Here is a 20,760-nt window from a genome sequence, read left to right on the forward strand (position 1 = left end):
ATCAGGCTGCCTTCCGTTCCATGACGATGCTGCCGGCACCGTCGATATGGGCATCAAAACTGGTGGAGACGAAGGTCGACGTTTCGTCCTCGGCAATCACGGCGGGTCCGGCGATGGTCGCGCCCGGCGCCATGTCCTCGCGGCGATAGAGCGGGATCTCGATCACTTCCCCGGCCCGGCCGTCAAAGAACTTTCGGCTGCCCGACGCTTTGCCCGCAGGCCTGCGCGCGACCGCCGCGACTGTGGGCGGATTGCGCGCCTCCGTCGTCGCGAGCACCGACCAGCTCAGCACCTCGATCGCGGCGCCCGGGATCGGGCGCTCGAACATCGCGGCATAATCCGCCTCGAATTTCTGGCGCAGACCTGCGAGATCAGCCGATGTCAGCGGCCGGTTCGGCAGCTCCACGGTGATCTCATGGCCTTGGCCGACATAGCGCATGAAGGCCGCGCGGCGCTCACGCACCGGCGCGCCGGCCGCACCGGGCTCGACCAGCGCGCGCGCTTCGGTCACCATCTCCTGCAGGAGATCGGAGACGGCCCTGGTGTCGAAATCATCGAGGCGGACGTGACGGCTGCGCACCAGCTCATAGGCGATCGGAGCTGCGAGGAAGCCGACGGCAGAACCGACGCCGGCATTCGAGGGCACGATCACGCGGGAGACGCCGATCTTCTCGGCAACGCGCGCCGCATGCAGCGGGGCAGCGCCGCCGAAAGCAATCAGCGTGTGCTGGCCGACGATTTCACCACGCTCGACCGCGTGCACGCGCGCCGCGCTTGCCATGTTCTCGCAGACCACCTCGTGCACGGCATAAGCAGCAGTTTCAGCCGACAGGCCGAGCGGCGCGCCGACGTTTTGCAGCAGCGCCTGCTTCGAAAGCTCCGGGTCGAGCCTGATCGTGCCGCCGGCAAAGGCGTCGGGATCGATCATGCCGAGCGCAACGTCCGCATCCGTCACCGCCGGACGCTGGCCGCCACGGCCATAGCAAGCGGGACCCGGCTCGGAAGACGCACTCTCCGGGCCGACGGTGACACGCTTCATCGCGTCGACATGAGCGATCGAGCCGCCGCCGGCGCCGATCTCGACCATCTCGATCACGGGAATACGGACCGGCAGACCTGAGCCTTTCAGGAAGCGCGCGGCACGATCGACCTCGAACACACGCGAGGTCTCGGGCTGGTATTTTTCGATCAGGCAGATCTTTGCCGTGGTGCCGCCCATGTCGAAGGACAGCACCTTGCTCTCGCCGAGCCTTGCGGCGATCTGCGCCGCGAAGATCGCGCCGCCGGCGGGACCGGATTCGACCAGCCGCACCGGAAAGCGTCGCGCCGTCTCGATCGAGGTGACGCCGCCTCCCGACGTGACGAGATAGATGGCGCCGCGGAATTGCTCGACCTGCAAGGCGTCGGCCATGCGCGCGAGATAGCCGTCGATCAGCGGCTGCACATAGGCGTTAGCGACAGCGGTCGAGGTGCGCTCGTATTCGCGGATCTCGGGGCAGACGGCCGACGACACCGTCACCGAAATGCCCGGCATCTCCTCGCTGAGGATCGCGGCTGCGCGGCGCTCATGGTCGGGATTGGCATAGGAATGCAGGAAGGCGATGGCGACGCTCTCGACCTTCAATTCGCGCAATTTCGGCGCGAGTGCGCGGACGGCAGCCTCGTCCAGCTGGAGGCGAACGGCGCCGTGGGCGTCGATGCGCTCTGGCACGGTGAAACGCAGGGATCGCGGGGCCAGCGGCTTCGGCTTGTCGATGGAGAGATCATATTGATCGTAACGGCTCTCGGTGCCGATATCGAGCACGTCGCGAAAGCCTTCGGTCGCGATCAGGGCCGTTTTGGCGCCACGCCGCTCGATGATGGCGTTGGTGGCCAGCGTTGTGCCGTGAATGAAGACATCGATGTCGCTGATATGCACGTGCGCATCGGCGAGGATGAGGCGCATGCCGTCCAGCACCGCCTGCTCCGGGCGTTGCGGTGTGGTCAGCACCTTGCGCGTCTTGCGCACCTCGCCCACGTCAAGCACGATATCGGTGAACGTGCCGCCAATATCCACGGCAAGCCGCACCTCGGCTCCCTCATGCATTCCAAACCTCTCCGTGCACAGTCAAATCGGGATTGAAACCGCAGCAATTTTCATACCAGCGACGGTGCAATTGGTGAAGCGGCAGGGCCGGTTTGCGTGGCACCTATGCGAGAGGAGAGTGCTCGCGACGTTGCCGGATCAGAGCAGGAAAGCCAGCGCCGCTTCGCAGCGCTCCTCAACCTTCAGCGTCAGGAGATCATCGGCACGGGTGCGCCCGAGATTGACCGCAGCGATCGGGATTTGCCTGGCCGCCGCAGCCTGCACGAAGCGGAAGCCGGAATAGACCATCAGCGAGGAGCCCACGACCAGCATCGCATCGGCCTGCGCCAGATGATCGTGCGCGGTGGCGACCACATTGCGGGGGACGTTCTCGCCGAAGAACACGACGTCGGGCTTGAGGAGGCCGCCACAGGCCGCACAGGCCGGCACCTTGAACGAGGCGAAATCCGCGTGCTCCAGATCGGCATCGCCGTCGGGGGCGTCCGCAGCGTCGAGCGCCAGCCATTCCGCGTTGGCGCGGCCGAGCGCATCCTGGAATTCATTGCGCGGCGTCTTGGCCCCGCAGCCCATGCAGCGGACCAGATCGAGCCGCCCGTGCAGATCGATTACCTGCTGGTGGCCGGCGGATTGATGCAGCCGGTCGACATTCTGCGTCAACAGCATCTCGCAGCGCCCGCCCGCCTCGAGCCTGGCCAGCGCGTGATGCGCATCGTTCGGCCTCGCTTGTCCGAATCGCCGCCAGCCGATCAGGCTGCGCGCCCAGTACCGCTGACGCGTCTGCTCTTCCGACATGAACGCCTGGAAGTTGACGGGCTGGGTCCGCTTCCAGTTGCCGTGGCTGTCGCGATAATCGGGAATGCCCGAATTGGTGCTGCAGCCGGCGCCGGTCAACACGAACAGTTTTTCGTGCCGGCCGACGAAATCCTGGAGTGGTCGGGTTGTCATCGCGCAGATGTAGTCTGCGCCATGGCATTTTGCCAGATCACCCCTTCTAGCTGGCCCAATTGTCCCGAAATTCCGGAAAGAGCGTCAGGCCTCCGCAGGCATAGATGGTCTGCCCGGTGATGTAGCTGGCATCGTCGGAGGCGAGGAAGGCAAATACGGCGGCCATCTCTTCCGGCGTGCCGACGCGGCCGAGCGGTATGTGGCTGGTGACGGTATCACGCTTTTCGGCGTCGCCGGTCCAGGCCGCATTGATCGGGGTGTCGATTGCGCCGGGGCCAACCGCATTAACGCGAATGCCGCGGCCGGCAAACTCCAGCGCCAGCGTGCGCGTCAGATTAGCCATGCCGCCCTTGCTGATCGAATAGGCGAGATAGGCGGGCTTTGGAATGATCTGGTGGACACTCGAGCAGTTGATGATGCTTCCGCCTCCACCGCGGGCGACGAAATGCGCCAGCGCCTTCTGCGCACAGAGCACGGCGCCGTTGAGATTGACGTCGATGATGCGGCGATAGGTTTCGATATCGAGCGCCTCGCTCGGCGATTCGCGCTGGAAGCCGGCATTGTTGACCAGGCAATCGAGACGCTTCCAGCGCGCCAGCACCGTCTCGAACATCGCGGCGACCTCCTGCTCGTTGCTGACGTCGGCCCTGACGATGATATGGTCGAGCTTGCCATGGCCGCGGTCGCTCGATCCCGTCCTCGCCAGCGCAAGCGTCTCCTCGGCTCTCCCGGGATGATCAACATAATTGATGGCGACGGTCGCGCCTTCCTGGGCGAGCCTGATCGCAATGGCGCGGCCGATGCCCTGGGAGGCACCGGTCACCAGCGCATAGCGGCCCTTGAGGCGGGAAGGAAAGGCGGGCGAGAGATCGGTTTGTGACATGAGTATTCTCCGGGACTATTCATCATGGATGGAACCGAGATTTTGTTCCACCCTCGTGGCGCATCGCTGGGATTCATTCCGCGCGGCGCGCGATCGGCGAGGTCAGGATCTGATACAGGATGATCGCGCCGAAGGTCGCGGTGCCGATTCCGCCGATCGTGAATGCGCCGAATTTGAGCGTGAGATCACCGGCTCCTGCGGTCAGCGCCACGGCGACGGTGATCAAATTCGCCGGATTGGCAAAGTCGACCTTGTTCTCGACCCAGATCCGGCCCGCCATCGCCGCGATCAAGCCGAACAGCACGATCGAGAGACCGCCGATGACGGGGCCGGGAATCGACAGGATCAGCGCGCCGAATTTCGGCGAAAAGCCCAACAGGACCGACACGGTGGCGGCGAAGGCAAACAGCAGGGTCGAATAGACCTTCGTCGCCGCCATGACGCCGATGTTCTCGGCATAGGTGGTGACGCCGGTGCCGCCGCCGCAGGCCGCCACGATCGTCGCCAAGCTGTCGGCCAGCAAGGCGCGGCCGAGATAGGCATCGAGGCTCCGGCCCGTCATGGCGCCGACGGCCTTGATGTGACCGAGATTCTCGGCGACGAGGATGACCGCAACCGGCGCGATCAGGAAGATGGCATCGGCCTGGAAGGTCGGCGCGGTGAAGTGCGGCAGGCCGAACCACGGCGCGGCCGAGAGCTGTGCGAAGTCGATTGGCTTGCCGAAGCCAAGGCCGTTCGCGAACAGCAGGTACAACAGATATCCGCCGATCGCCCCCAGGATGATCGGCAGGCGGCGCCACAGGCCAGGCGCAGCCACCGCGACCATGCCAATCATCAGAACGGTCGCAAGCCCGATCCAGGTCTCGAAAGCGTTCGCGCTCACCGCCTTCACCGCCACGGGCGCGAGGTTGAGGCCGATCGCCGCAACCACGGCGCCGGTGACCGCCGGCGGCATCAGGCGCTCGACCCAGCCGATGCCCGACCACATCACGATCAGCGCAATCACGCCATACAGCACGCCCGCGCCGACGATGCCGCCGAGCGCAACCGAGATGTTCGGATTGGGGCCGTGCCCGGCATAGCCGGTGGCAGCGAGGACGACGGCGATGAATGCGAAGCTCGAGCCGAGATAGCTCGGCACGCGGCCTGCGACGATGACGAAGAAGATCAGCGTGCCGATGCCGGAGAACAACACCGCAACATTGGGATCGAAACCCATCAACAGCGGCGCGATGATCGTCGAGCCCGACATTGCGACGCAATGCTGGAGGCCGGAGACGATGGTCTGGCCCCATGGCAGCCGCTCCTCCGGCATGATCACGCCGGAGGCCTTTAGCTTCCAACGCGGAAAATAGCCTTGCGATTGCTCGTCCGCGCCCATCGCGTTGGACATGTTCCCCCTTTACGGTGCAGCGATTGATCTTCGTGCGATCCGACAAAAATGTGATTGTTGCTTATGCTGTGACCATCAGATGATGTAAATCATGCAAGATCAATGTGTTCCGGGATTTAACTTATGACACAGATTGCGATCCAGCCAGCCGCCCATCGCCGGCACCAGCCCTGGTACAAGATCCTCTACGTCCAGGTGCTGATCGCGATCGTGCTCGGGGTGCTCATCGGCTATTTCTATCCGGACCTTGGCAAGGCGCTGAAGCCGCTCGGCGACGCCTTCATCGCACTTATCAAGATGATGATCGCGCCTGTCATCTTCTGCACCGTGGTGCACGGCATCTCCTCGATGGGCGACCTCAAGCGCGTCGGCCGGGTCGGACTGAAATCGCTGATCTATTTCGAGACGATCTCGACCGTCGCGCTCGCCATTGGCCTTTTGGTGGGTGAGGTGCTCCAGCCGGGGCACGGCTTCAACATCGATCCCGCCACCATCGATCCGAAATCGGTCGCGACCTACGTCACCAAGGCCCATGAAGACGGCATCGTCGCCCATCTGATGGCGATCATCCCCGACAGCTATGTGGGCGCGATCGCGCGCGGCGACCTCTTGCAGGTGCTGCTGGTCTCGATCCTCTCCGGTTTCGCGATCGCCTTCCTCGGCAAGGCCGGCGAGCCGATCGCGGAGGCGATCGACAAGGCCGCAAAGATGTTCTTCGGCATCATCCGCATCATCGTGCGCGTGGCGCCGATCGGCGCGTTCGGCGCGATGGCGTTCACCGTCGGCGCCTACGGCCTCGGCTCGCTGCTCAACCTCGCCGCGCTGATCGGCACGTTCTATCTCACCAGCATCCTGTTCGTGCTGATCGTGCTGGGCTCGATCGCACGGCTTGCCGGCTTCTCCATTATCCGCTTCATCGCCTATATCAAGGACGAGCTCCTGATCGTGCTCGGCACTTCCTCGTCGGAGACGGTGCTGCCGCAGATGATCCAGAAGATGGAGCATCTCGGCGCCTCGCGCTCGGTGGTCGGCCTCGTGATCCCGACCGGCTACAGCTTCAACCTCGACGGCACCAACATCTATATGACGCTGGCGACGCTGTTCCTGGCGCAGGCGACCAACACGCATCTGACGATCTGGCAGGAACTCGGCATTCTCGGCGTCGCCATGATCACCTCGAAGGGCGCATCCGGAGTCACAGGCGCCGGCTTCATCACGCTCGCCGCAACGCTGTCGATCGTGCCTGACATCCCGATCCAGTCGATCGCGATCCTCGTCGGCATCGACAAGTTCATGAGCGAATGCCGCGCGCTGACCAATCTGATCGGCAACGGCGTCGCCTGCGTCGTCATCAGCATCTCGGAAGGCGAACTCGATCGCGAGGCGCTGCACCAGACCATGGCGCATCCGCTGGAGCTCGGCGAAGCGCTGGAGCCCGGCGGCGGCGCATAGAGCCGCGAAGCGAAGGGAGACGCCGCGCGGTTCCATTGCGGTAGTTTTCCGGAGTAGAAAATTGGTAGGACTAGAGTCACAACCACGGCGTTGGGATCACGGATTGATACTCATCCATTCCACCCGACGCGCTGGGGGCAGAGCGTCGGGTTTTTGAAGAATTGTCACTGGGATCTGCCGAGCGGGTAGGTCGGCGGCAGCCACGCTGGCCTGGCGCGACGTTGGATCGGCGATGCGACGGCCATTGCGCAGCCGCCGCGCCGCTTCGCCTGGAACCTATTTGAAGGTTCCCTTCCGATTGATCGCGAGCTGGCCGTCAAAGCTTGGATCCCAGATCGAGCCGGCGTGTGATCCCGATGGCGTCCAGGAACGCCTCATCGTGACTGACGACGAGCAGCGCGCCGTCATAGGCGCGCAAACCCGCTTCGACGGCCTCGATGGATTCGAGGTCGAGGTGATTGGTCGGCTCGTCCAGGATCAGCAGCGACGGCGGCGTCGCCCCGCCAAGCACGCAGGCAAGGCCCGCGCGAAACAGCTGACCACCGCTCAGGCGGCCGACGATCTGCAAGGCCGCATCTGCGCGAAACATGAAGCGGGCCAGCGCGGCATGACATTCATTCGCGCCTGCTCTCGGATTGAGACGCCCGAAATTATCGAGAACGGAGATCTCAGGATCGAGCAGGCTGACTTTCTGGTCGAACAGAACGAAGTCGCGCCTGACACGCACGGTGCCAGTGACAGGGCGAAGCTCTCCGGCGACCAGCTTCAACAGCGTGGTCTTGCCGGAGCCATTGGGCCCGACAATCGCGATGCGCTCCGGCCCGACGATGGCAAGCGATAGATCGCGCAACACCGGCCGTTCCGGCCGATAGCCGCCACTGACGCGATCTAGCCAAACCACTTCCCTGCCCGCGGGCAACCGGGTCGAGGGCAGTTTCACGGACAAGGGCTGAAGGATCTCGATGCGTCGGCGTGCGGCGTCGACCGCATCCAGGGCCTGCGCGCGACGCCGCTCGGCGATCTCCGCGGCCTTGCCACCGCTGTCTTCGCTGCGATCCTTGCGCGCGCCCGCCATGATGCGTGGGATGTCGCCCTTGGCGCGCTTCGCCCTTCCGCCACTGTCCTTGCGCGCTTTCCGCTCGGCGGCCTCCTGCGCCTTGCCGTCGATCTCGGACAGATGCTTCTCGGCATGCGCGAGATCGTGCCTGACGGCAGCGAGCTCGACGGCCTTCTGGGCGCGATAGCTGTTCCAATTGCCGCCATAGCGTGCTGCGCCGAGCGAGGTCAGCTCGACGATGGCGTCCATCGTCTCGAGCAGGGCGCGGTCATGGCTGACGACAATCGCGCCGCCGCGCCAGGCGGCGAGCAGATCGATCACGGCATCGCGCCCATCCCGGTCGAGATTATTGGTTGGCTCGTCCAGCAACAGGAAATCCGGCTCCACAAACAGCAGCGCGGCCAAACGAACGCGCGTGATCTGTCCGCCAGATAAACGATCCAGTTCCGTATCCGGCGCAATATCGAAGCCGACGCGCGCAAGGGCGGATGCCAGTCGCGTCTCGAGGGTCCAGTCGACCTCGGCGACCTCCTCGGCCGAGGCCTCGCCGCGCTCCGCCCGGCGAAGCAGATTCAGGGCATCGCGTACACCAAAGAGGTCGACAACGCTCGCACCTGCGCGGAGCTGGGCATCCTGCTGCAGCAGCCCAACGGTGCCGTTGACGACCACACGTCCCGACTGCGGAACATGCTCGCCCGTGATGGCGGCAAGCAGCGTTGTCTTGCCGACACCATTGCGGCCAACGAGGCCCGCGCGCTCGGCGCCGAAGGTCAGATCGATGCTGGAAAGGAGCGAGCGGCCGTCAGGCGTGGACAGCGACAGGCGTGACAGGATGATGGAAGCAGGCATGGAATTCCCCGTGAGCAAAGCGGATGGGCGTTGCGGTCGGGGTAAAATCCATGGCTGCTGATATCCTTGATGGAAGGCTCTCTTAGTAGTCCCGCAACAGGGCGAAATCAAGCCGCGGCGCGAGCGCCGACATCTCCTCTGTTAAAGTGCCGAAGGATGGAAACGCTCGATGCCGAGATCGCTGATGCGCGTCTGGGTGCCGCCGTTGACGATCAACTCCGCCATCACGGCACCGGCGCCGGGGCCGAGCTGGAAGCCGTGCAGCGAGAAGCCGAACTGGTGATAGAGGCCCTTGTGGCGGCTGCTTGGCCCGAACACGGGGATATCGTCCTTCATCTTCGCCTCGATGCCAGCCCAGGCGCGCACGATGGTGGCGCCACGCATCACCGGAAACAGCTCGAACACGGTCCGGGCGCTGATCGCGAGGCTCTTCCAGTCCAGCACCGTCTCGTTGCGATCCTGGTACGGCGTTGCCAGATGGCCGCCGCCGATCAGCACGGTGCCGTTCTTGAATTGCTTGAAGGACAGTTTGCGTCCGCGCAGGATGACAACGGGATCGATGAAGTGCGGCACGCGCGAGGTGATCATCAGCATCGGCGCCACGGTCTCGACGGGCACAGGCTCACCGAGCGCGGCGGCGATCTTGCCGGCCCAGGCGCCGGCGGCGTTGACGAGCACCGGCGCGGCAAAGCTCTCGGTGCCGACATCGACGTGCCAGAGGCCGTCGCTGTAGCGGATGTTGCTGGCCGCGACGCCTTCGCGCACGGTGGCGCCGAGCTGCTCGGCCTTGCGGCGGAACGCCGTCGTCGTCTGGGCCGGATTGGCGGCGCCATCGCGGCGCGAGACCACGCCGCCGGGACAGGTCTCGGCGACCGCGGGCACAAGGCGCCGGAGCTCGGCCGCGTCGATCAGCTCCTCATGGGTGAAGCCCAGCGCGTTGAGCTCGGCCACGCGCGCACGGCAGACCGCGAGCTCCTCCTCATTCTCGGCGACCAGCACCTGGCCGTAGCTTTCGAAGCTGCAATCGTCGTCGAGCAGCTCCGAGATCCTCTCCCAGATTCCCATCGAGCGGATCGAGAGCGGAATCTCCGGAATGTGCCGCGCGAGTTGGCGCACGCCACCTGCGTTGACGCCTGACGCGTGGCGGCCGGCATAGTCTTTCTCGATCAGTACGGGCTTCAAGCCGGCGAGACACAGATGCAGCGTCGTCGAGCATCCGTGGATGCCGCCGCCAATGACGATCGCATCCACGTTTTTCGTCATCCGCGCACTACCGCCTTGATGTCGTCCTCCGTCTTCGGAACCGCGGCGAGCTCAGCAAGCGTGATCGGCTTCACCGGCGCACGCAGCCGGTAATATCCGATCTCCTGCGGGGTTTTCCCGCGCGCCTGCGCCATCAGCTCCGTGACGGTAAGGCCGCAGAGCCGGCCCTGGCACGGCCCCATGCCGGTGCGGCGATAGGCCTTGAGTTGGTTCGGACCGGTCGCGCCGATCGCGACGGAATCGAGAACGTCCTTGGCGGTCACTTCCTCGCAGCGGCACACGATGGTGTCGCCCGCGGGAATGCGAAACTGCGGCGCCGGGCGGAACAACGCGTCAAGGAAGACGCGGCCGCGCTCGGCCTTGGCGAGATCGGCGCGCAGCATCGCCATCGGCGCAAGCTTCGCAGTGGCCGCAGGTGCCAGCGCCTCCACCGCCGCGCGAGCCGCGATGCGGCCGCGGACCACCGCCGCATTCGCACCGCCGATACCCGCGCCATCACCGGCGATCGCGATGCCCGCGACCGACGAATTGCCGCTCGCATCAAGCACCGGTGACCAGCATAGCTGCAAATCGTCCCAGCGATGCTCGATCCCAGCCGCCATGGCCAGATTGACGTTGGGCACGACGCCCTGATGCAGCAGCAACAGATCGGCTGGAATGGTCTCGCGCTTACCGCCGGCGACATAACTGACACTTGCGAGCTGGCCGTCACCAGCCGCCGCGAGCTCCGTGACACCGGAAACGACCTGCACCTTCGCCTTCACCTCCCGCATCATCGATAGGCCCTTGGCGAAATAGGGCGAGGTCAGGAACGCGAAGGCGTGCGGCAGCGCTGCGAAATAATTGCCGCGCTCGGTGGTGTCGAGAATGCGGTCGATGCGGCCACCAAGCCGCAAAATCTGCGCGGCGAGTAGCCAGAGCAACGGCCCCTGCCCCGCCATCACCGTGCGTCCATCAGGCACCAGCGCCGACGATTTCAACATCGTCTGCGCAGCGCCTGCGGTCATCACGCCCGGCAAGGTCCAGCCGGGGATCGGAAACGGCCGCTCCAGCGCACCGGTCGCGAGGATCACGCGCTTTGCCTTGACGAAGGCGGAGGCGCCGCCAATCGAGACGGCAATGTCGAGATTGCGGTCGAGGCTCCAGACCGTGGCACGATGGATGACCTCGGCGCTGCTCGCACGCAGCGACTGCACGAGATCGGCGCCCACCCAATAGTCGGCGCCGAGCTGATTGCGGTCGGTCACGGGCGTCGACGAGATGGCGCGAAACACCTGGCCGCCAGGGCCGACATTCTCGTCGAGCAATAACGTCGTGAGACCGGCTTCGGCGGAGGTCGCGGCGGCGGCAAGGCCCGCAGGGCCCGCGCCGATCACCACGACGTCGTAGGCTTCGCGCTTGGGCGCCACAGTCATTTTCCGATCTCCCGCTTGCCCTTCTGGATTTCGATCTGCATGCCCTCGGCGACGGGAACGAGGCAGCCCTGGCGATTGCCGACACCGTCGATGGTGACGAGGCAGTCGAAGCACACGCCCATCATGCAGTAGGGCAGACGCGGCGCGCCGCTCACCGCGGTCGAGCGCCGCGCGTCCTGGCCGGACACCAAAAGCGCTGCGGAGACGGTGTCGCCCTGGCGCGCCGCGACGGCGACACCGTCGACGAAGATCTGCACCTGCGGACGCTTGTCCTGTTCGGATCGTCTAAACATGGGATGCCTCTAGGCCTCTTAAATGTCTCTAGTAGCCGCTGTTGTTCGCAGCGCCCGCGCCGCCGAAGCGGCTGGCCGAGAACGCGCCGACCAGCTCCGGCTCGAGCGCGCCCTGCGCCACCATGCGCGCGACGTCGAAGGCATGGTTGGAGGCGAGCGTCACGCCGGAATGGCAGCAGGCGACGAAGGCGCCGGGATGCGTCTCCGACTGGTCGTAGATCGGAAAGCCGTCCTGCGGCATGACGCGGATGCCGGACCAGCTCCTGACGACGTTGAGCCGCGCCAGATGCGGAAACATGCGCTGCGCGCGATCGGCCATCACGCCGCTGATCGAAGGCCTCCAGGCGCGATCGTCCAGCTCGTCTTCCTTGCTGTCGCCGATCATCACCGTGCCCTCGTCGGTCTGGCGGATCGTGGTCAGCGGATGCGGCAGGAACGGCATGGTACGCTCGGTCACCACGACCTGTCCGCGGGTCGGGCCCATCGGCGCGTAGAGGCCGACCATCGGCGCCAGGGTCTGGTTGGCATTGCCCGCGGCAAGCAGGATTTTTGCGGCGCGCAGCTCGCCCTTCGGCGTGGTCAAGCGGAATTCACCGCCACTCTTGCTGATCGCAGAAACCGGCCGCTCCGGAAAATAGTCGATGCCGAATGCCTTGAAGCCGGTGTGGAAGGCGCGGAAGGTGCGCAGCGAGTTGACGTGGCCGTCCAGAGGACAATAGCTGCCGCCGGAGACCTCGGGGCCGATCAGCGGCAGCAACTTCTTCACATCCGAGGCGGAAAGCATCTCCATCTTGTAGTCGGCCGCGCCGACCTGGTTGTGCATGCGCGTGACGAGCTCGGTGCGCTGGCCGAATTCGTCATCGCCAAGTGTCAGATGGAAGCCGCCGTTCTGCTGGAGCGCGACATCGAGCCCGGTCTGCTGCTTCAGTTCGGAGGCCAGCCGGCTCCAGGCGTGCGAGGCCTGCACGGTCCAGACCGTATAGGCGGGCATGCCGAGCCCTTTGCTCTGCACCCAGACCAGCGCAAAATTCGCGCGCGAGGCGCGCTTGGTGATGTCGCCTTCGTCGAGCACGGCCACGCGTCTGCCGAGCCGGCCGAGGCCCCAGGCAATGGCGGAGCCGAGCAACCCGCCGCCGACAACGGCGACGTCGTATTCAGTTCGCATAGGTTCTCCTATCGTCCGGGATCGCCCTTGCCGGCGAGCACACGGTCGAGCCCGTAGAAGCGGTCGAGCAGAATGAGGGCAGTCATGGTGACAGCGATCACGCAGGCCGAGACCGACGTCACCAACGGATCGATGTTGTCCTGGATATAAAGGAACATGCGCACCGGCAACGTTTCGGTGCCGGGCGCCGCGAGAAAGACGGTCATTGTGAGATCGTCGAACGACTGGATGAAGGCCAGCGCCCAGCCGCTGATGACGCCGGGCAGGATCAGCGGCAAGGTCACGCGGCGAAACAGCGTCCAGCCGCCGGCACCGAGCGAGACCGCCGCCATCTCGACCGTGCGGTCCATGCCGGTTGCCGCCGCCAGCGTCAGCCGCAGCGCGAATGGAAACACGATGATGACATGGGCGATGATCAACGCCGCAAAGCTGCCGCCGAAGCCTACCGATGTGAAGAAGCGCAGGAAGGCAATGCCGAGCACGACATGCGGGATCATCAGCGGCGACAGGAACAGCGCCGCCAGCGCATCACGGCCACGGAAGCGATAGCGCGCGATCGCGAGCGCCGCCGGCACCGCAAACAGGAGCGCTACGAAGGAGGACAACGCACCAAGCCCGAGACTGACCCAGAACGCATGGATGAATTCAGGATATTGCGCAATCGCCCTGAACCAGCGCAATGAGAAGCCGTTGGTCGGCAGCGACAGAAAGCCCTCGGGCGTGAAGGCGACGAGGCAAACCACCAGGATCGGCGCCACCATCACGATGACGAAGATGGTGTGGAAGATCAGCGCCAGCGGGCCGTTCCGTCTCATCGGAACACCTCGGCGTAACGGCGTTCGATCAAGGCATTGCTGCCGACGACGATGAGCACCAGCGCCACCAACAGGAGCGTCGCGACCGCCGCGCCGAGCGGCCAGTTCAGCGTGTTGAGGAATTCGTCGTAGGCGAGCGTCGCCGCGACCTTGAGCCGGCGACCGCCGATGATCGCGGGCGTCGCGAAAGCACTGGCCGAGAGCGAGAACACGATGATCGCACCCGACAGCACGCCGGGCATGATCTGCGGCATGATGATGCGGCGGACGATGGTGACGGGGCCGGCGCCGAGTGACATCGCGGCATTCTCGATCTGCGGATCGAGCCGCTGCAGCGCCGCCCATACCGACAGCACCATGAACGGCATCATCACATGCGCCAGCGCGACGACCATGCCGGTTTCAGTGAACATGAAAGGAATCGGCGAGCGGATTGCGCCAAGCGACATCAAGAGTTTGTTCACGAGCCCGTTGTTGCCGCCAAACAGCAGCGCCCAGCCGAGCGTGCGCGCCACCACGGAGATCAGCAGCGGGCCAAGGATGACCAGCAGGAAGAAGCTCTTCCAGCGGCCGCTCATGCGGTTGAGGATGTAGGCCTCTGGGGCGCCCAACAAGGCGGTGAGCAGCGTGGTCAGGATCGCGATGCGAAACGTCCGCCAGAACATCTCGGCGTAGTAGGGATCGGTCGCGATCTCGCGCCAGTTCTTGAGGATGAAGACCGGCTCGATGCCCTTGTACTGGCCCCAATCGTGGAACGACAGCATCACGGTCATCGCCAGCGGGATCAGCAGCACGCCGACGAACAGCATCAAGGCAGGCGCCGTCAATGCCCATGGCGCACGCGTGCTGCGCTCCTCGGCGGCCATACTCATGCGCCAGCCCTCGCGCGCACGCTCATGTCCTCCGGACGCCAGGTAAGGCGAACGGCCTCGCCTTCTGCCGGTTGCGCCTTGCCGTCATTCTGACGGATCACGATCGCCGGGCCGCATTCGCTGTCGCACTGGAACAGCCAGTGATTGCCCTGGAAGATGCGCGTGACGATCTTTGCGCCAAGGCCAGCGTCGCCGAAGCCAATACGTTCAGGACGAATGCTGACCGTGACTGCACCATTCAAGCCAGCGGGCGCCGGCGCACTCCACGAGCCCGCGACGATCCGCAGCGGTACTGTGGCTCGATCGATCGTTCCGGCAAAATCGTTGGTCTTGCCCAGAAACTGCGAGACGAAGGCTGAGGCCGGCTTCTCGTAGGTCTCCTGCGGCGTGCCGATCTGCTCGATCCTGCCCTGGCTCATCACCACGATGCGGTCGGACAGCGACATCGCCTCGTTCTGGTCGTGGGTGACGAGGATCGTGGTGGTGCCGATGGTGCGCTGGATCTGGCGCAGCTCGATCTGCATCTCCTCGCGCAGCTTGGCGTCGAGGTTGGATAGCGGCTCGTCGAGCAGCAGCACGCTCGGCTTGATCACCAGCGCGCGTGCCAGCGCGACGCGCTGCTGCTGGCCGCCGGACATGCGACGCGGATGGCGATCCTCGTATCCGGCGAGGCCCACCATCGCGAGTGCGGCACGGACGCGCTCGGCCCTGTCATCGCGCGGCACGTTGCGCATCTCGAGGCCGAAGGCGACATTCTCCGCCGCGGTCATGTGCGGAAACAGCGCATAGCTCTGGAACACGATGCCGAGCCCGCGCTTGGCGGGGTGGATCGCGGTCAGGTCCTTGCCCTCCAGGCGGATCGCACCGCGCGTGGGATCAAGGAAGCCTGCGATCATCTGCAAGGTCGTGGTCTTGCCGCAGCCGGACGGGCCAAGGAAGGAAATGAATTCTCCCTTCCCCACCGACAGGCTGAAGTCGTCGACCACAGTCTGCGCGCCGAACTGCTTTGCCACCCGATCGAGCTCGAGAAAGGCCATACGCGGTCTCCGCTACGACGATCAGATCAGCGCTCGACCTCGCGGTTCCAGCGCTTGGTCCACTCCTCGCGCTTCTCGTTGATGGTGGTCCAATCGGGATTATAGAGCTTGGCCGCGCGCTCGCCGATCGGGGCCATCTTGCCGAGCTCCGACGGCACCTTCAGGGATTTCAGCACCGGGCCGTAGCCGTAATCCTTCAGCATCACGAGCTGGATCTTGGGATCGAGCAGCATCTTGACGAACTTGGATGCCAGCGGCGAGGCGTTGGGCTTGGCGATCGGGCACGCCGTTGTCAGTAGCGTCGCGGCGCCTTCCTTGGGATAGACGAAGTCCACCGGGAAGCCGGTATTCGCGAAACTCTGCACGCGGCCGGTGCCCCACACCGCGATCACGGCCTGGCCGGACTGAAACAGCTCGGTCATCTTGCCCGGCGACGGCTCATAGGCGAGCACGTTCGGATTGATCTCTTCCTTGAATATCTTGAAGCCGGAATCGACGTTGGACTCGCCGCCGCCATTCATCTTCGACAGCATGACCAGAGCTTCGAGGCCATAGGTGTTGTTGATCGGCGGGATGACGAGCTGCTTGGCGTATTTCGTGTCCTTCAGATCGTTCCACGAGGTCGGTGGCGCCCAGCCTTTCTCCTTGAACACCTTGGTGTTGTACATCAGGCCGGTGGCGACGATACCGATCGCCACGGCGCGATCGTCCTTGAAGCGCGCGGTGTCGTAGAGATCGGCGGCCGGCAGGCCGTCGAGCTTGCCGCAGAAGCCGAGCTGGATCGCCTGGTACATCGGGCCGTCGTCGACGATGGCGACGTCGATCTGCTGGTTGCCCTTCTGCGCCTGCAGCTTGGCGAGCGTGTCGGTGGAGTTGCCGGCGACGTATTCGACCTTGACGTTGTTCTCCTTCTCGAAGGTCGGGATCACCTCGTCGCGGATGGTCTTCTCGAACGAGCCGCCATAGCCGGCGACATAGAGCGTTGTCTGCTGGGCCGAGACGGCCGACGGGACGGCGATGAGCGCTGCGAAGCTGACCGCGGTCAGAAGGCGAAAAGTCGTCATGAATCCCTCCAATCTGCCGAAAAAGCGGGCCGTCTCCAGTCCTGATGAAAAGATCGCAAACCCCGGCTTCCATCGTCCAATGAATAATGACACCCTCTGCATGCGTAAATGTTATGAATGGAAACCGAGATGGCGCGGATCAATTCGCGGCAGGTGGAGGCCTTCCGGGCGATGATGCTGACCGGCAGCGTCACCGAGGCGGCGGCATTAATGACCGTCACGCAGCCGGCAGTGAGCCGGTTGCTGCGCGACCTCCAGGCGCTGTTGAAGATGGAGTTGTTCGAGCGGCGCGGCACGGGCCTAGTGCCGACCGCTGCGGCGATGGCGCTCTACACGGAGGTCGAGCGCTCCTTCGTCGGCCTCGAACGCATCACTGCGGCGGCCGAAGAAATTCGCGGGCGGCGCACCGGCTCGCTGCGGATCGCGGCATTACCGGCGCTGTCGAACGGCTATCTGCCGCGGCTCACCGGGCATTTCCTCAAGGAGCGGCCGAACCTCAATCTCGCATTCTTCGGCGTGATCTCGCCGATCGTGGTCGATTGGGTGCTGAACAATCAGTGCGACGTCGGCTTCGCCGAGGTGCCGATCGCGCATTCCGGCCTGCCAACCATGAAATTGCCCGCGCCCGCCCGTGTCGCAGTGCTGCCGACGGGTCATCGACTTGCGGAGAAGGAGGTGCTGGAGCCGCGCGACTTCGAGGGCGAGACGTTCATCTCGCTGTCGGCGGGATCGTCGAGCCGGCACCTCGTCGACCAGATTTTTCATCGTCACGATGTCCGCCGCGTGCTGCGCGTGGAGACGGCGCTGTCGGAGATCATGTGCGGAATGGTGTCGTCAGGACTCGGCGTCGCGATCTGCGATCCCTTCACGGCCCAGGAGTTCTCCACCCGAGGCGTCGTCGTGCGCCGCTTTCTGCCGCGCATCGACTTCGAATTCTCCGCCGTGTTTCCGGCGCAGCGCAGCCCCTCGCCGGTGGCGCTCGATCTGGTCGAGACGATGCGCAAATCGCTCGCGGAGTTCGAGCGCTAGCCGTTGAACGCCGCCTGCGCCTCCGGCAAATCCCAGATCTTGCCGATCGCGGCGGTGCCTGCCGCGGTGATCGCGGCTTCATCGGCGCCGAGATAGCGCCCCTCGTCGACCAGCATGCGGCCGTCGACCATGACCTGATCGATATTGGCGCGGTTGGCGAGTGCGATCAGCGCGCGGCGCGGGTCGAACAGCGGCTGGAGGTGCGGATGCGTGAGATCGACCACAGTGAGGTCGGCGGTCGCGCCTGATACAATCCGGCCTAGATCCGGCCGCTTGATGACGTCGGCGGCGACAGCCGTGTTCGCCTCAATCAGTTCGGGCGAGTTGGCGACGTCGGCGCGCTGCGAGGTGATCTTGGAGATCAGCGAGGCCGCATTGAGCTCGCCGAGCAGATCCATATTGTAGCCGTCAGTGCCGACCACGGTGCGCACGCCGTGCTCGGCAAACCGGCTGAACGCCGCGGTGACGCCGGCGCGCGCGAACACGCGCGGACAATTCAGCACGGTCATGCCGCGCGTGGCCATCAGCTTGAGATCATCGTCGCTTGAGAACATGCAGTGCGCGGCCATGAGGTCGGGCGCGAGCAGGCCGAGCCAATCCAGATATTCCGCCGGCGTGCGACCGCCATAACGCTTGCCGATGGTCTCAACCTCGGCGCGGCTCTGCGCCATATGCGTCGTGATGGGTACGCCAAGCTCGCGCGCCCGCGTGGCGCAGGCCTTCAGCAGATCCGGGCCGCAGGTGTCGGTCGCGTGCGGGCTCATGGCGAGGCTGATGCGGCCATCGCCGCGATTGTTCCAGCGCTGGTAGAGCGCATCCCATGTCGTCATGTCAGCGGCGCCGTCATCGCCGGAATAGCTGACCACGCCGTCCGGACCCGCCTTGGCGTCTGACGTCGAGAACAGATAGGGCGCGCCGTAGAAACGGATGCCCATCTCCTCGGCCGCGTCGAACATTTCCGGGATCGAATTGCGGAACGGCTCCATCACCGTGGTGGCGCCGCCCTTGAGCAGTTGGAGAATGCCGAGCCGTGCCACCGCGAGCCGCTCCTCCGCCGACAATATCTCGGCACCGCGCTTGGTCAGCGGCAAGAGGACCGTGTAGACGATGCTCTGGTTGTTCTTGCGGCCATTGCCATCCTCGCTGTGGCTGCGCGCCACCGCCTCCGAGAAGCAGTGATTGTGCAGGTTGAGCAGACCCGGCAGCACGAAGCGGCCGGGGCGATCGTAGACCTGATCCGCGCTTGGCTTGTCGCGCGTGACGGCCGCGATCTTCTTGCCTTCGACCAGAACCCACCGGTCGCGCAGCACATCCTGCGCGCCGTCCTTGCGTGACAGCACATAGCTGCCGAAGATTGCTGTGGTGCTCATGCGGGACGTACGTTCCAGAAGACGACGGTGCCGTCGAGAATGATTACGAGGTGCTCCTAACAAACTGCATCGTTCGTGTATCAGCTATTCAACAAGACCGCGCCGATCGCGACCGCAACCGCCTGTTGCACCGGCTCGACCACGGGCACGCCGATGGCGTCCGCGATCGCCGCGCGGTGCGAGGCCATGCCCGCACAGCCCATCACCACGACATCGGCGCGATACTGCGTGACCAGCGCGCGGCCGGCCTCGATCAATCGCCCGCGGATATCAGCGCCTGCCGTCTCCGCCGCGCTGGCGCCGACCGACCAGCTCCCGGCATAACGGCCATCGACACCCATCACCCGCGCCATACGTTGCTGGCGGCGGATGCTCGACGGCGACAGCGCGATGATGCCAAAACGTTCGCCCAGCATCAGCGCTCGAAAGATGCCGCATTCGGCGATGCCCATCACGGGACGGCCGCCTGCCGCCTCACGCACCGCATGCAGGCCGGGATCGCTGAAGCAGGCGAGCACGAAAGCGTCGGCGTCGTCGCGCGAGACACGGTTCACCAGCGGCATCACGACGCCGTCGGAATCGCGCTGCGAGCTGATGCTTGGCGGTCCCTCGGCGAGACCGACCACCTCGATCTCGGGCCCGCCCGCGACGCGCAGTGGCGCCACCGCGTCGTCGATCGCCGCCGTCACCGACGCCGAGGAGTTGGGGTTGATAACGAGGATGCGGCGACGGGTCATGGCAAGGCTCAATGGCGTGACTCAACGGTTGGCGGCCTCGTGGCGCAGGAAATTTTCGGCGATCTTCTCGCCGGTCGTGATCCAGACGTCCGGGCATGATTTTGCGTAGGTGAGAAATTCGCGCAGCAGGCGCAGCCGCATGGGGCGGCCGCTGCATTGCGGATGCAGCACGGTCGTCACCATCGCGCCCCAATCGCGGACCTCGTCGAGCTCGTCCTTCCAGATCGACAGCACATGCTCCTTGGGGAAGATCGAGCGCGGGCTGAAGCGCGCGGAGAGGCCATGCATCCAGTCGTCATAGCTCGCCGTCACCGCATCGAGCGCCTCGGCGATTGCCTGCTGCAACGCCTTTTCCTTGACCGGCAGCGCGATGCCCGTGAACTGCGTCGCGAAGGGACCACCGACCGGCGCATAGGCGCCCGGCTCGAGATCCATAAGATAGGGCAGCGTCTCGTTGCCTTGCACGGCGGCGTCGATACGGCCCTGCTTGAGCTGGGTGCGTGCATCGGCCGAGCCGTCGGTACCGACGAACTGGATCTGATTGCCGGCGCAGTTCTTCTGGCTCCATTTGTCGATCTCGGCCGGAAACATGGTGCGGCGGCTGGCGCCGACCTTCCTGCCGCACAGCGCGGCCATGTCCTTGAACTCCGCCGCACGGGACTGCTGCACGAAGAACTTTGGACCGCTGCGCAGATAGTCGACGAAAGAGGCGATCTCGTGCCGGCTCGCATAGTCGGTGAAGCCGGACAGGATGGCATCCACCCGGCCCGTCGAGATCGACGGCATGAATTCGGCGAAGCTGGTCTCGGTCCATTCGATCTTGACGCCAAGCTTGCGCCCGAGCGCCTCGCCGAGATCGACGTCGAAGCCGGAGAGCGCGTTGGTGGCGGGATCGCGGAACTCCATCGGCGGATAGTTCGGAACCAGCGCCACCTTCAGGCTACCGCGCTTGCTGATGTCAGGCGGCAGCTCCACCGCCAAGGCCGATACGCTCATGGCGCCCAACAGCGCCGCCGCAACCAAAACTCTCTTCAT

Annotated in this window: 18 protein-coding genes; 2 read left to right on the forward strand and 16 right to left on the reverse strand. The window is 65.0% G+C overall.

Annotated elements, in window-relative coordinates:
* Position 1: 1 nt before the first annotated feature.
* The 4 genes from Q0687_RS21270 to Q0687_RS21285 form a co-directional block, all read right to left on the reverse strand.
* Positions 2-2,086: a hydantoinase/oxoprolinase family protein gene (locus Q0687_RS21270; protein WP_298880839.1), complete on the reverse strand. Its 2,085-nt coding sequence runs from the start codon at positions 2,084-2,086 to the stop codon at positions 2-4.
* Positions 2,087-2,224: 138 nt separating this feature from the next.
* Positions 2,225-3,031 (reverse strand): NAD-dependent protein deacetylase, encoded by an 807-nt coding sequence (locus tag Q0687_RS21275; protein WP_298880841.1) that lies wholly within the window; start codon positions 3,029-3,031, stop codon positions 2,225-2,227.
* Positions 3,032-3,077: 46 nt separating this feature from the next.
* On the reverse strand, positions 3,078-3,914 hold the full coding sequence (locus Q0687_RS21280) for an SDR family oxidoreductase (protein WP_298880843.1): 837 nt from the start codon (positions 3,912-3,914) through the stop codon (positions 3,078-3,080).
* A 73-nt stretch (positions 3,915-3,987) separates the two neighbouring features.
* Positions 3,988-5,307 (reverse strand): solute carrier family 23 protein, encoded by a 1,320-nt coding sequence (locus tag Q0687_RS21285; RefSeq protein ID WP_298880845.1) that lies wholly within the window; start codon positions 5,305-5,307, stop codon positions 3,988-3,990.
* Between the two features lie 123 nt (positions 5,308-5,430).
* Between Q0687_RS21285 and Q0687_RS21290 the strand changes: the two genes are divergently transcribed.
* Positions 5,431-6,759, forward strand: coding sequence for a dicarboxylate/amino acid:cation symporter (locus Q0687_RS21290; RefSeq protein ID WP_298880846.1), 1,329 nt, complete (start codon positions 5,431-5,433; stop codon positions 6,757-6,759).
* A 316-nt stretch (positions 6,760-7,075) separates the two neighbouring features.
* Here Q0687_RS21290 and Q0687_RS21295 read toward each other — a convergent pair whose 3' ends face one another.
* From Q0687_RS21295 to Q0687_RS21335, 9 genes are all read right to left on the reverse strand, one after another.
* Positions 7,076-8,665, reverse strand: a complete 1,590-nt coding sequence (locus tag Q0687_RS21295) for an ABC-F family ATP-binding cassette domain-containing protein (RefSeq protein WP_298880847.1) — start codon at positions 8,663-8,665, stop codon at positions 7,076-7,078.
* A gap of 141 nt (positions 8,666-8,806) precedes the next feature.
* Entirely contained in the window at positions 8,807-9,928 is a 1,122-nt protein-coding gene (locus tag Q0687_RS21300; RefSeq protein ID WP_298880850.1) for an FAD-dependent oxidoreductase, read from the reverse strand.
* Positions 9,925-11,343, reverse strand: coding sequence for an NAD(P)/FAD-dependent oxidoreductase (locus Q0687_RS21305; protein WP_298880853.1), 1,419 nt, complete (start codon positions 11,341-11,343; stop codon positions 9,925-9,927). Before Q0687_RS21305 ends, Q0687_RS21300 begins: the two co-directional genes overlap by 4 nt.
* Entirely contained in the window at positions 11,340-11,636 is a 297-nt protein-coding gene (locus Q0687_RS21310) for a (2Fe-2S)-binding protein (RefSeq protein WP_298880854.1), read from the reverse strand. Before Q0687_RS21310 ends, Q0687_RS21305 begins: the two co-directional genes overlap by 4 nt.
* 28 nt (positions 11,637-11,664) lie before the next feature.
* Complete coding sequence (locus Q0687_RS21315) at positions 11,665-12,801, reverse strand: FAD-dependent oxidoreductase (RefSeq protein ID WP_298880856.1); 1,137 nt, start codon at positions 12,799-12,801, stop codon at positions 11,665-11,667.
* A gap of 8 nt (positions 12,802-12,809) precedes the next feature.
* A complete protein-coding gene (locus Q0687_RS21320; protein ID WP_298880860.1) occupies positions 12,810-13,616 on the reverse strand; it encodes an ABC transporter permease in 807 nt (268 codons plus the stop codon).
* A complete protein-coding gene (locus Q0687_RS21325; protein WP_298880862.1) occupies positions 13,613-14,488 on the reverse strand; it encodes an ABC transporter permease in 876 nt (291 codons plus the stop codon). The genes Q0687_RS21320 and Q0687_RS21325 overlap by 4 nt, the downstream gene beginning before the upstream one ends.
* Entirely contained in the window at positions 14,485-15,525 is a 1,041-nt protein-coding gene (locus Q0687_RS21330) for an ABC transporter ATP-binding protein (protein WP_298880864.1), read from the reverse strand. Before Q0687_RS21330 ends, Q0687_RS21325 begins: the two co-directional genes overlap by 4 nt.
* Positions 15,526-15,551: 26 nt before the next feature.
* Positions 15,552-16,589 carry an ABC transporter substrate-binding protein gene (locus tag Q0687_RS21335; protein WP_298880866.1) on the reverse strand — a complete coding sequence of 346 codons (1,038 nt, stop codon included), beginning with the start codon at positions 16,587-16,589 and terminating at the stop codon, positions 15,552-15,554.
* Between the two features lie 129 nt (positions 16,590-16,718).
* Between Q0687_RS21335 and Q0687_RS21340 the strand changes: the two genes are divergently transcribed.
* The gene (locus Q0687_RS21340; protein ID WP_298880869.1) at positions 16,719-17,618 is read left to right on the forward strand and encodes a LysR substrate-binding domain-containing protein; all 900 of its coding nucleotides are present in this window, start codon (positions 16,719-16,721) and stop codon (positions 17,616-17,618) included.
* On the opposite strand, the gene Q0687_RS21345 is transcribed toward Q0687_RS21340, so the two are convergent.
* The 3 genes from Q0687_RS21345 to Q0687_RS21355 form a co-directional block, all read right to left on the reverse strand.
* Positions 17,615-18,988 (reverse strand): amidohydrolase family protein, encoded by a 1,374-nt coding sequence (locus tag Q0687_RS21345; protein ID WP_298880872.1) that lies wholly within the window; start codon positions 18,986-18,988, stop codon positions 17,615-17,617. The two genes, Q0687_RS21340 and Q0687_RS21345, sit on opposite strands and share 4 nt — an antisense overlap.
* Before the next feature lie 80 nt (positions 18,989-19,068).
* Positions 19,069-19,725 carry an aspartate/glutamate racemase family protein gene (locus tag Q0687_RS21350; protein ID WP_298880875.1) on the reverse strand — a complete coding sequence of 219 codons (657 nt, stop codon included), beginning with the start codon at positions 19,723-19,725 and terminating at the stop codon, positions 19,069-19,071.
* 21 nt (positions 19,726-19,746) lie between these two features.
* The gene (locus tag Q0687_RS21355) at positions 19,747-20,760 is read right to left on the reverse strand and encodes a transporter substrate-binding domain-containing protein (RefSeq protein ID WP_298880878.1); all 1,014 of its coding nucleotides are present in this window, start codon (positions 20,758-20,760) and stop codon (positions 19,747-19,749) included.

Source organism: uncultured Bradyrhizobium sp. (assembly GCF_936928535.1).
Lineage (GTDB): Bacteria > Pseudomonadota > Alphaproteobacteria > Rhizobiales > Xanthobacteraceae > Bradyrhizobium.